The organism is Cognatundibacterium jejuense, assembly GCF_014284255.1.
Lineage (GTDB): Bacteria > Pseudomonadota > Gammaproteobacteria > Burkholderiales > Burkholderiaceae_D > Undibacterium > Undibacterium jejuense.
Genome location: NZ_JACOFV010000001.1, coordinates 419,653 through 431,960, shown reverse-complemented (window position 1 = coordinate 431,960; position 12,308 = coordinate 419,653). Strand labels below are relative to the sequence as shown.

Sequence of the window (12,308 nt, the reverse complement as noted above, 5' to 3'; positions counted from 1 at the left end):
ATTTAGCCTGATTTGGTTGTCCACATAAAAAAAGGAGAGCCCAGCTCTCCTTTTTTACGCAACCCGCAACCGTGAAACTGCTGAAGATACTTTACCAAGGAACGACAGCATCAAACCGCCTCACCCCACAAATCATGCGCATCCGCCGCAGTGATACGCACGTCAACGAACTCACCAACTTTCAACTTACGATGTGGCTCAAACGGTGGTTTAACGTACACAACACCGTCGATCTCAGGCGCGTCGGCGGAACTACGACCAACACCACCACTCCGGTCCAAGCTATCAATTAATACACGCACGGTCTTGCCGATTTTTGCTTGCAGGCGCTGCTTTGAGATACCTTCCTGCAATTCCATAACGCGACGACGGCGATCTTCACGTACATGATCTGGTAACTGACCATCGATTTCATTGGCAGTAGCGCCCTCGACCGGAGAATAAGCAAAACAACCCAGACGATCGATTTGTGCTTCTTTCAAGAAGTCCAGCATGTATTCAAATTCTTCTTCAGTTTCACCAGGGAAGCCCGCAATAAAGGTGGAGCGAATCGTAATTTCCGGGCACATTTCGCGCCAGGCCTTGATGCGCTCGATGTTTTTCTCACCACTGGCCGGACGCTTCATGCGTTTCAAAACATCAGGATGCGCGTGCTGGAGTGGCACATCGAGGTATGGCAACACATGACCGTTGTTCATAAACGGGATGATCTGATCAACGTGTGGATATGGGTAGACGTAATGCAAACGGACCCAAGCATCATATTGCTTAGCCAATTCACCCAACGACTCGACCAATTGAGTCATATGGGTTTTTACAGGCTTACCGTTCCAGAAGCCCATACGGAACTTCACATCCACGCCGTAGGCACTTGTATCCTGAGAAATTACCAACAATTCTTTGACGCCCGCTTTAAACAAATTTTCTGCCTCCAGCATCACGTCAGCGATAGGACGCGATACCAGATCGCCACGCATGGATGGGATAATACAGAAACTACAACGATGATTGCAGCCTTCAGAAATTTTCAAGTAAGCATAATGCTTAGGTGTGAGCTTAACGCCTTGCGCAGGAACCAAATCGATGAAAGGCTCATGTGGTTTAGGCAAATGCTTATGTACTGCTGCCATGACCTCGCCCACCGCATGCGGCCCAGTCACTTCCAATACTTTAGGATGGATGGTATGAATCATGTCATTACCATCAGCATCTTTTTTAGCGCCAAGGCACCCTGTAACGATGACTTTGCCGTTTTCAGCAAGCGCCTCACCGATGGCGTCTAAAGACTCTTGCACCGCAGCATCAATAAAACCACAGGTGTTGACAATCACCAGATCGGCACCGTCATAAGATTTGGCGGTGTCATAACCTTCAGCGCGCAATTGCGTCAAAATTTGTTCGGAATCAACTAAAGCCTTAGGGCAACCGAGGGAGACAAATCCGACCTTCGGTGTAACGGCAGTTTCTTGGCGGCGTATTTCAGTAATAGACATAGAGGGTGCGTAAAAACAAAAAAGGTACAAAAGCGAATCCGCTATTGTACCCTTTGCTATGCAAGCTTGCCTCAGCTTCAGCGAATTTTCCTGAAAAATCAGCAGCTTAACTAAAATAGTTCGGCAAATAAATTACTTTTTATTCACATCATCCGGATTGAATGGAAATACATTGAAAATATTTTTTGCCTGACTCTGCATTTGTTCTTGCATTTGTACAAACAGGTTTTTGCTTTGTTCGATGTAATTTCCCATCATCCCTTGCATCATAGGGCCCTGGACATTCATGAACTGCGTCCACATCTCAGGACTAAATGGTTTGCCCTCGTAGATACCTTTAGAATTTTCTGCCAGCTTGTTTTGGATGTCGATAAACGCTTGAACGTTTTTCTCGAGGTAGTTTCCCATCATGCCCTGCATAGCATGACCGTAGTAGCGGATAATTTGAGACAAAACCACACTGGAAAACATCGGTGAACCACCCGCCTCTTCTTCCAGAATGATTTGCAATAAAATACTGCGCGTCAGATCATCGCCTGTTTTCGCGTCAATCACGGCAAAATCGTCATTATCCAGCACAAACTGTTTTACATCGACAAGCGTGATGTAGCTACTGGTCTGAGTGTCATACAAACGTCGATTTGGATATTTTTTAATCAAATGCTGCGTTGTTTTTTTTGCGCTATTCATTGAAATCTCAATTGATAACTTCTACATCTTGTTTTGGACTATTCAGATCCAAAACCCAGACTCATTCAGACAAACCATACATTTCAATTTTCTTGAAAATATACCAATTTGATTGTCCCCTTTTTTGCATTGCGCTAGTTTTTATATATTCGCAATGTAGAACATCCATTGGAATGAATAGATTCAATACATTCCAATGGACTTATTTTACTGCATTGCAGTAAAAAAGAAGCAATGATTGTATTTTAAATTACTTAAAATCAATATATTGCCGCAAAAAATAGACAACTTATGAATCAAATGATCTACAGCCAAATCGGCCGTGACCACATTAACCCATGTGCAAACCGCCGTTAATTGAAAAGTCCGATCCAGTCGCGTAACCACCTTCATCAGAAGCAATCCAGGCAACAATGGATGCGATCTCTTCAGGCTCAGCTAGACGTTTAACTGGAATGCCGCTGACAATTTTTTCCAATACATCCGGACGAATTGCCTTTACCATATCAGTACCAACATAGCCTGGCGACACGGTATTTACTGTAACGCCTTTCGTAGCAACTTCTTGCGCCAACGCCATTGTAAAGCCATGGATACCTGCTTTAGCAGTCGAGTAATTTGTTTGACCAAATTGTCCTTTTTGACCGTTCACGGATGAGATATTGATGATACGACCCCAGCCACGGTCAACCATGTTTTCAATCACTTGCTTAGTGACATTGAACAGTGAATTCAGATTGGTATCCATGACAGCATCCCAATCCGCCTTACTCATTTTACGGAACTGGCCATCGCGAGTAATGCCGGCATTGTTAACCAACACGTCAATTTCTCCAATTTCAGCCTTTACTTTGTCAAAAGCTGCTTTCGTTGATTCCCAGTCAGACACGTTACCTTCGGAAGCATGAATATCAAGACCTTCCGCACGCATGTCTGCCAGCCATTTTTCTCTGCGGGCAGAATTTGGGCCGCAGCCCGCAACGACGGTGTAACCCTCTTTGCACAAACGTCTGCAAATTGGAGTCCCGATTCCACCCATACCGCCAGTTACATACGCAACACGCTTTGCCATACTGATTCTCCTGTTTTTAATAGATAAGCCAAAACAACAAAAATTAATCTGCTCTTACTTTCACGTAACGACCTGGTGCGGGCTCGGATGCTGGAAATTCTTTATTCCCGGCACTTGCTGGCACCTTCACCATTTTTCCACCGTGTTCTGCCAAAAATTCTGACCACACAGGCCACCAACTACCCGGGTATTCAGTCGCTCCAGCCATCCAGACATCAGCATCTTTGCCGACCGCGTCAGGATTGAGCCAGTAGCTTCTCTTTTTCTTTGCAGGTGGATTGACGACACCAGCAATATGTCCCGAGGCGCCCAACACAAAGGTATTTCTATTTTTTTGCTTGAGATTCAATAAGCGCGTAGAAGCAAATGCTGCTTGCCATGGCACGATATGATCTTCACGAGAGCCATAAATAAATACCGGCGCATCGATTTTTCCAAGATCAACTTTATTGCCTGCGACAATCAGTGCACCAGGCTGCATCAATTTATTTTCGAGGTACGTATTTCTCAAATACCAGCAAAACATCGGCCCTGGGAGATTTGTGCTATCCGCATTCCAATAAAGCAAATCGAATGGGGGTGGCGCCTCACCTTTTAAATAATTGGACTGAACGTAGTTCCAGACCAGATCATTAGCGCGCAAGCTAGAGAAAGTGCTGGCCAGATCACGCCCCGGTAGCAAACCGCCAGCGCCAATGGTTTGCTCGCGCATAGAGACTTGCATTTCATCAACAAAGACGTCGAGTACACCCGTATTAGAAAAATCTAGCAACGCAGTCAACAATGTCAGGCTGCTTACCGGATGCTCACCGCGATCAGCCAGAACGGCCAGCGCAGTAGAAATGATAGTGCCACCAACACAGAAGCCAAACGCATTGACTTTATCCTGCTTACTAATTGACCGAACCACCTCTAAGGCTTTGATTGCGCCCTGCTCTACATAATCATCCCATGTCACATCCGACATACTCGTATCAGGATTTGCCCAAGAAACCAGAAATACAGTGTGCCCTTGTTCGACCGCGTAACGGACGACCGAGTTCTCAGGCTGTAAATCAAGGATGTAAAACTTATTGATGCAAGGCGGCACCATCAACAACGGACGCTGGTGCACCGTTTTTGTAAGAGGCGTGTACTGGATCAACTGGAACAGCCGATTTTCAAACACCACAACGCCTTCTGTCGTAGCGACATTTTTACCTACTTCAAATGCCGACTCATCGGTCTGGCTAATACGACCTTTTTGCATGTCGGCAAGCATTTGAGTAATGCCTTTCGCCAAACTTTCGCCTTTGCTTTCTATCAGTTTGGCTTGCGCTTCAGGATTTGTGACCAGAAAATTAGCGGGCGACATGGCATCAATCATTTGTTGCACCGCAAAACTAATTTTTTGTTTTACTTTACCAGGAGCCTCAACCGATTCTGCTAACGCCATCAAAAACCGGGCATTTAGCAAATAACTGGCTGCGCTGTAAGCATGCATTGCATGCGTGTGCCAGTCGGAAGACGAAAAACGTCTGTCTTTAAGTTCGGGTAATTTAGATACAGCAAAATTTTGCCAGAGCTGGCCAAATTCCTGCATATATTCGGATTGAAGCTTTGCAAGAACCGCAGGTTTGATTGTTGCGCCGGCTTCTTTGAGCATGTCAAGAACAGGCATTTCTGCTACCGAAGCCGCGGGCTTCATCCATTCTTGCCATGGTGTTTGATTCACTAGCTGTGACATCCATTCGGAGTACATAGCTTGAGGATCGAAAGTCTTCATGCGTGCCTCCTGATTTTCGCGTATCGTTGTGAGTTAATCTTTAGCTTCCATGCTTTAAAATTAAAGAAAACTTAATTACTTCCAATTTTCCAACTTACTTGCAACCATTTAAAACCTACTTCAACTGATTTTATGTACATCGTCGCTATCGCCTGGGTTTACGTCGTTTTATTAATGGCAATAACAGAACCGTCAGTCATCGCAGGAATCATGACCTTCGTCATGTACTGCGTTTTTCCACTCACGATACTTTTATACCTGATGCGTACACCGCAACGCAAGCGAGAACGGCTCGAAAAATCAGTTGCACCGCAACAAACTCAAGCAAGCATAGATCTGGAACCTCCAAAGGAAAACACTATGCCAGCTAACCCTTCAGTACATCATCCGGAGCAATCCAAATCAAACTAGCCATCCGCCCGGTCACCCCATCCCGCCGGTAAGAATAAAATTTCTGTTTATCGGTGACCGTGCAGTAGTCCCCACCAGAAATATCGTTGACACCCGCTGAATTCAACACGTTTCGCGCCAACTGATAGATATCAGCAAGATATTTCCGTTCGGCACCTACAATATCATTAGATGCTATTTTAGCAAATGAATTTATCGCATCTTTATCTTGCCCGGTGAAAACATCATAAACATCTTGACCTACCTCAAACTTTTTCGGGCCTATCGCAGGCCCCAACCAGGCAGAAATTTCACCCGCCCCTCGCAACCGCATTTCATGCACCGTGCTTTGTAGCACACCAGATGCCAACCCACGCCAACCTGCATGCGCGGCCGCGACTACACATCCTGTAGCATCACTGAACAAAACTGGCAGGCAGTCTGCAGTCAATACTGCACAGACAAGGCCAGGAGTGCTACTTACAACCGCATCAGCATAGATGCCAGGCACCAAAGTTTCGACCTGAGCAACTATATTGCCATGAACTTGTGATAAGAATATGACATCGTTAGGTAATGATGCATTTAATTTTGTGCGATTTGCCATAACCGCCGCAATGTCGTCAGAAACATGGTCACCAAGATTCAATCCGGACGTACCATGCATATCCCCATACACACCAGTACTGCAGCCACCAGATCGCAATGTTGACATTGCTCGTACATTTGACGGCACCTCACGCCAATCAGGTAGCAAGATATCAAACGACATAGGCTGCCCCCTCGTCATCATGGCAATGAAATCCCTGCAGCTTTGATCAAAGCCTGAAAATCTTCCGCTACCGGCACTTCCCATTCAACATGCTCCCCTGACTCAGGATGGATCAAACCGAGCTTACGTGCCTGCAAGGCTTGGCGCGGGAAAAATCTTGCCAAATGTTGCTTACCATACAAAGGATCACCAACCAGCGGAAAACCTAACGAAAGCATGTGAACACGAATTTGATGTGTGCGTCCGGTTTCCAATTGACAAGCGACCAGGCTATTTGGAAATTTTTCCAACATACCAGTTGCGATACGCTGGAAATGTGTCACGGCGGGTTTTGCCAAAACACTACGAGAAACCGCCATTTTGATACGATCACGAGGGTGTCTTGCCATCGGTGCATCCACAGTTCCAGATACGTTAGGGGTACCCCAGACCAAGGCATAATATTCACGTTTGACACTACGGTCTTGCAGTTGACGCACCAGATCTGTGTGAGCAATCAAGGTTTTGGCGACCACCATCAAACCTGAAGTATCTTTATCAAGACGATGAACAATACCTGCGCGCGGCACACCTAATAATTCCGGCCAACGGAACAACAACGCATTGAGCAAGGTCCCAGACCAGTTCCCTGCGGCAGGATGCACTACCATCCCGGCCGCCTTATTGATGACGATAAGCGAATCATCTTCATATACGACATCAAGGGGAATATCTTCAGGTTCATAAGCGCCCTCATCAGGCGCTGCTTGTGGAACGATAATAATTTTCTCATCGCCCAACACCGTCATTTTTCCACGGCCAGGAACACCATCCACTGTCACATACCCATCTTCTATCCACTGTTGAATACGACTTCTCGAATATTGGGGAACAAGTTTAGAGATCGTCTTGTCTAACCGTTCGCCGCAGACAGCGGAAGTTAGTTTTAATTCGATATTTTCGACGTCGGAAGAGAAGTCTTCATCGGCTTCGACATCTTCATTCACTACTTCCGCATCTATGTCAAGGTCAGAATCTGACAAAATCACTGTTGTAGTTGGTTTCACATTTTTTGTCATCGGCTATAATCCGTAAATTGTTTTCATGCTTACGCACAAATTTATGCACATTAAATCTTTGAAATTGCTGGTCTTGGCAGTAACCGCGTCCCTTGCTTTAGGGGGCTGCGGCGTGTTTGGTGACAAAATTGATGAGACCAAGACCTGGTCAGCATCAAAATTATACGCTGAAGCAAAAGACGAGATGTCTAACGGCGGATATGAAAAAGCAATTCAGTACTATGAAAAATTAGAATCGCGCTTTCCATTCGGTACCTACGCGCAACAAGCACAAATGGATACTGCTTATGCCTACTACAAACAAGGTGATCAGGCACAGGCTCTCGCTGCTGTTGAACGATTTATCAAACTACATCCAAATCACCCAAACGTGGACTACATGTATTACCTGCGCGGCTTGATTAATTTTAACGATCAGCTTGGCATTCTTAATTTTATCGCCCGTCAAGACATCACGGAACGCGATCCCAAAGCTTCACGCGACTCTTTTGACGCCTTCAAGCAATTGGTAACGCAATTCCCAGATAGCAAGTATACGCCAGATGCACTGCTCCGTATGAAATACCTGGTAAATGCCTTGGCACAATACGATGTCCATGTTGCTCGCTACTATATGCGTCGTGGCGCCTACCTGGCTGCCGCCAACCGTGCTCAATCAGCGATCAAGGAATATCCAGACGCACCAGCAAACGAGGAAGCATTGTTTATTCTGGTTAAAGCCTACAATGCAATGGGTATGAATGACTTACGAGACGATGCAAACCGCGTGTTCGTTAAGAACTTCCCTGATAGTAGCTATGCCTCAGGAGTCGACAAAAATAAATCCTCCTGGTGGAAGTTCTGGTAATTTGTCAAAGCTGCACCAGTTATTAACAAAAAACCGATCATTTGATCGGTTTTTTTGATTTCTAAAACGAAAATCAAGCCAGTATTGATCTAATTGTCTTCTAAGCGACGTCTAAATACCCAGTTCTTCGGTGTCGATTCCTCTTCACAATAGACATATTGCTCAGCATCGAAATTCTTAATCTCCTCGACATCCTGAATCGCCCGTTCTGCACAATATCTCGCCATCAAGCCCCGAGCTCTTTTGGCATAAAAAGAGATGATTTTATATTTTCCATTTTTCCAATCCTGGAAAACAGGCGTGACAATTGTGCCATTAAACAACACTGGCTTTACCACCTTAAAGTATTCGTCCGAAGCCAGATTCAATATAGTGTCGGTGCCATTTTTTCCAGCCAAGACATTTAAACCCTCAGTAATCTTAGAACCCCAAAATGCGTATAAGTTCTTCCCATACGGATTTGCTAAGGCCGTGCCCATTTCCAGGCGATAAGCCTGAAGAACATCCAAAGGTCTTAAGATGCCGTACAAACCAGATAAAATTCTTAAATTTTCCTGTAAATAGTTCAATTGTTCAGGATTCAAGGTCTGCGCATTTAAACCTTCATAGACATCCCCGTTAAATGCAAAGATTGCCTGACGCAAATGTTTGCCTGTCGGTTTTTTCTTCCAAGCATTAAAGCGATCCACATTGAGTTGCGACAGATTGGGCGAGATGTCCATTAAAGCACTTAATTGCTGTTGCGATAATTCTTTTGCGATTTCTACCAACTCCGCTGCTTCGTCGAGGAAATCTGCTTTGGTAAAAATAGTTGAGTTAATGGGGGTTTCATAATCCAGACTTTTAGCTGGAGATAATACAATGAGCATAGTTATCGACTTTTATAAAAACAATGAACACTATCATACCCAAGCGGGTCGTCATTGACACCAATGTCTGCCTGGATTTATTCGTTTTTCATGACCAACGCTGGAATGAAATTTTGCAAGCGCTACAAAAAGGGAGCCTAAAGGCTTATACGCGTCCGGAATGCCGAGATGAATGGCTGGCGGTACTCAAATATCCGCATCTGCCGATCAAAGCAGAGAATTTGCTCACCATCCAATCGCAATTTGATCAACTGATCGAATGTGTTGCACCTGCCACGCTTTCCAACATCAAACTTCCTGTTTGCAGTGATAAAGACGACCAAAAATTTTTGGAAATCGCGCGGGATGCGGATGCCCATTTTTTAATCACCAAAGACAAAGCCCTACTCAAACTAGCAAAGCGAATTCGCAAGTTAGGCTTATACTCGATTGAGACACCGGAAAATTTCTTGCGCAGTCAAAATTCAAATTAATGTGAAATCTGTGTTTAATCTCACAAAAGCACGACAATTTTCAAAAGCATAGGTTACTCTTCGAGAAAGTCCTGCTAGTATAGTATCAGATCAAACTTGCACATTCCTTGAACCAGAATGACTCAGGTTGACATAAATAAATTTCACCAATTCCGTTACGTGTAAGCGATAAATAAGATCATTTTTTCATTTATTTGCGAAGAACTAACGACAGACCATGATATTTGTGGAAAAATTGCACAAAAGTCACAGCGATTATGGAGAATGAAGAACTATGACCGATTCAGCAGATGATCTGGACGCATTGTTTGAAGAAATGGCGAGCCAACGCCAAGACACAGATGCGCCACCCGCCGCGATTCCCCCTTCTGCTCCTGAAGCAGTCGCCAACACCTCCTCTCCTATTGGTGAGCCGCTTCCAAAATTAAATCCACACAATACCGATGAAGATGCCAGCAAGCCTATGTTTGACCGGCTGGGCAATGTTGTGCGCATGTTACATGATTCCATGCGTCAGCTTGGGTATGACCGCTCCCTATCAGATGTGGCGATTCAGGTCGCAGATGCAAAAGACAGACTCGAATACGTCGCAACGCTGACTGAGCAAGCCGCAAACAAGGTGTTGAATGCGACCGATCTCGGCATGCCAGAACAAGATGAACTGGCAAAGAAAGCAAAAACCATGGACGCCCGCTGGGATAGTTTATTCGCGGGCAAAATGAGCGTCGAAGAATTCAAAGAATTGGCTCATGATTCAAAATCCTTTGCCAATGTCGTTATGACTGCCACTGATGCCGAGAAAGCTCGCTTACTCGACATTATGATGGCGCAGGATTTCCAGGATTTAACTGGGCAGTTAATTAAAAAAGTTGTCGCAATCAACAAAGCTGTTGAACGCGAACTGGCACAGATTTTGTTGGACAACGCTCCTTCAGACTTGAAAGAGAAGGCCGTAGAATTAATGGAAGGTCCATCCGTTCCCAATGCGGCATTGGAACAGGATGACGTAGACAATCTTCTTGATAGCTTGGGTTTCTAATGGATGACATGCTCAAAGAATTTGTCGTCGAGGCGCTCGATCTGGCGACAAATGTAGAAGAACATCTGCTTTCACTTGAGCGCAACCCTGGCGACATGAACACACTCAATGCCGTGTTCAGGTCTTTTCATACAATCAAAGGTGGCGCCGGTTTCATGAACCTCACGGCGATGGTCTCCGCATGCCATCTTACCGAAAATTTGTTCGACGCACTCAGAACCGGCCAGGTAGCGGTTACACCTGAAGCGATTGAAGCAGCTCTTGAAGCCAGTGGCTTCGTCGCTGATCAATTAACTGCACTGAATAACGGCGTGGCACCGGATCAGCTGTCAACAATGCCAAAATCATTAGAGGCAATGCTGACCGATGCGATAGAAAGCAAAGGTGTGAGCAAGAAATCTGCCGCGTCCGTTACTGCGGCACCGAAAGCGTCACCTGTAGCCACAGCTGTCGCCGCACCAGCACCGGCTGCCGCTCAGAATCAAGACGGAAATATAGATTGGGAGGCTTATTATAGAGCGGTCACTCCCGCGGGAACCTTACCTGAAGCGGTTGTAGAAACCTATGAAGCGCCTCAACCAGCCAATATCAGGGAAGAAAATGAAGCAGTCAAGTCTTCTTTGTCGAATGCAGATATTAAACAAAATGCGCCGGCAAAAGAAGAAAGTATCAGAATTGACGCCGTAAAGCTCAACGTCTTATTAGAAGTCGCTGGCGAATCAGTACAAGCGGCAAATCAGGCGGCCGTATTGTTGGAAAAGCTAGGTCAATTTAAGTTCGACGGCCAGGCTGCCCCATTAATGTCAGCCCTCACAGAGACACTAACGCGCGCATCTCGTTACTCAACCGAATTACAACGCGCAACCTTAGCAACCCGGATGCAACCGGTAGGACGCTTGTTCCAAAAATTTCCACGTTTGGTCAGGGAGTTGGCGCGAGATTTAGGCAAGGAAGTTGATCTGAATATTACCGGTGCAGAGACAGAAGTCGATCGGGTTGTAGTTGACAGTCTCTACGATCCACTCGTGCATATGCTCCGCAACGCTTTGGATCATGGAATTGAAACCTCTGAGGAACGCCTGATCTCGAACAAGTCACCTCGCTCGACAATTTCTCTCAAAGCATGGCAGGAAGCCAGCAGCGTCATGATTGAAGTTTCGGACGATGGTAAGGGCATGGATGCGCAACGCCTCAGGGATAAGGCAATTTCCAAAGGCCTGATTAATTCACATGATGCGCGCACAGATGACGAAGCGTTCCAACTCGTCTTTTTACCAGGTTTCTCAACGAAAGAAGTTGCTTCTAGCGTGTCTGGTCGCGGAGTCGGCATGGACGTCGTTAAAACTGCGGTTGAGCGTCATCGTGGAGCGATTCGTATTGCCTCTGAGCTCGGAAAAGGCACCACCTTCCTCATCAGATTGCCGATCGAATTATCTATCGTGCCAACGATGGTCGTCCGTACTGATGGTGCATCACTTGCTTTACCGATGGCTACTGTTCAGCGCGTTGTTGAACTGCCAGAAACCTTTGAAAGCGTTGGCGGACAACCTGTATTGCGTGATTTAGGTCGTCCTTTACCCGTTAAGTCATTGGGGAAAACTCTAGGCTATTCACCATCATCAGAACGCGTTGGTATTGTCATAGCAGCACCTAATCCCTACATTCTGTCGGTTGATTCGGTGGACGGAACGGCCGACCTCGTAATTAAACCTCTGACTTGCATTAGTACACCAGGAATAACAGGTACTGCCCGCTCTGCTGAAGGTGAATTAGTATTGGTAATCAGCCTATCCTTCCTGATCGATGGTTGCAAAGTACGTGAATTAATGACGAGTTGATT

11 protein-coding genes are annotated in these 12,308 nt (G+C 45.7%); 4 read left to right on the top strand and 7 right to left on the bottom strand.

Going from position 1 to position 12,308, the window contains the following annotated elements; all coding sequences use genetic code 11:
• Positions 1–110: 110 nt before the first annotated feature.
• From rimO to H8K32_RS01985, 6 genes are all read right to left on the bottom strand, one after another.
• A complete protein-coding gene (gene rimO / locus H8K32_RS02010) occupies positions 111–1,493 on the bottom strand; it encodes a 30S ribosomal protein S12 methylthiotransferase RimO (RefSeq protein WP_186910779.1) in 1,383 nt (460 codons plus the stop codon).
• Between the two features lie 132 nt (positions 1,494–1,625).
• The gene (gene phaR / locus H8K32_RS02005; RefSeq protein WP_186910778.1) at positions 1,626–2,183 is read right to left on the bottom strand and encodes a polyhydroxyalkanoate synthesis repressor PhaR; all 558 of its coding nucleotides are present in this window, start codon (positions 2,181–2,183) and stop codon (positions 1,626–1,628) included.
• A gap of 331 nt (positions 2,184–2,514) precedes the next feature.
• Positions 2,515–3,255 (bottom strand): 3-ketoacyl-ACP reductase, encoded by a 741-nt coding sequence (locus tag H8K32_RS02000; protein ID WP_186910777.1) that lies wholly within the window; start codon positions 3,253–3,255, stop codon positions 2,515–2,517.
• A gap of 43 nt (positions 3,256–3,298) precedes the next feature.
• Positions 3,299–5,020 carry a class I poly(R)-hydroxyalkanoic acid synthase gene (phaC, locus tag H8K32_RS01995; RefSeq protein WP_246447067.1) on the bottom strand — a complete coding sequence of 574 codons (1,722 nt, stop codon included), beginning with the start codon at positions 5,018–5,020 and terminating at the stop codon, positions 3,299–3,301.
• A 367-nt stretch (positions 5,021–5,387) separates the two neighbouring features.
• Entirely contained in the window at positions 5,388–6,182 is a 795-nt protein-coding gene (gene pgeF / locus H8K32_RS01990; protein WP_186910776.1) for a peptidoglycan editing factor PgeF, read from the bottom strand.
• Positions 6,183–6,199: 17 nt separating this feature from the next.
• The gene (locus H8K32_RS01985) at positions 6,200–7,240 is read right to left on the bottom strand and encodes an RluA family pseudouridine synthase (RefSeq protein WP_186910775.1); all 1,041 of its coding nucleotides are present in this window, start codon (positions 7,238–7,240) and stop codon (positions 6,200–6,202) included.
• 43 nt (positions 7,241–7,283) lie between these two features.
• Between H8K32_RS01985 and H8K32_RS01980 the strand changes: the two genes are divergently transcribed.
• Positions 7,284–8,087: an outer membrane protein assembly factor BamD gene (locus H8K32_RS01980; protein WP_186910774.1), complete on the top strand. Its 804-nt coding sequence runs from the start codon at positions 7,284–7,286 to the stop codon at positions 8,085–8,087.
• A gap of 89 nt (positions 8,088–8,176) precedes the next feature.
• On the opposite strand, the gene yaaA is transcribed toward H8K32_RS01980, so the two are convergent.
• The gene (gene yaaA / locus H8K32_RS01975) at positions 8,177–8,956 is read right to left on the bottom strand and encodes a peroxide stress protein YaaA (RefSeq protein ID WP_186910773.1); all 780 of its coding nucleotides are present in this window, start codon (positions 8,954–8,956) and stop codon (positions 8,177–8,179) included.
• A 23-nt stretch (positions 8,957–8,979) separates the two neighbouring features.
• Between yaaA and H8K32_RS01970 the strand changes: the two genes are divergently transcribed.
• From H8K32_RS01970 to H8K32_RS01960, 3 genes are all read left to right on the top strand, one after another.
• Positions 8,980–9,429: a putative toxin-antitoxin system toxin component, PIN family gene (locus tag H8K32_RS01970; RefSeq protein WP_186910772.1), complete on the top strand. Its 450-nt coding sequence runs from the start codon at positions 8,980–8,982 to the stop codon at positions 9,427–9,429.
• A gap of 274 nt (positions 9,430–9,703) precedes the next feature.
• A complete protein-coding gene (locus H8K32_RS01965; RefSeq protein ID WP_186910771.1) occupies positions 9,704–10,468 on the top strand; it encodes a protein phosphatase CheZ in 765 nt (254 codons plus the stop codon).
• Positions 10,468–12,306: a chemotaxis protein CheA gene (locus H8K32_RS01960; protein ID WP_186910770.1), complete on the top strand. Its 1,839-nt coding sequence runs from the start codon at positions 10,468–10,470 to the stop codon at positions 12,304–12,306. Before H8K32_RS01965 ends, H8K32_RS01960 begins: the two co-directional genes overlap by 1 nt.
• The last annotated feature ends 2 nt before the right edge of the window (positions 12,307–12,308 follow it).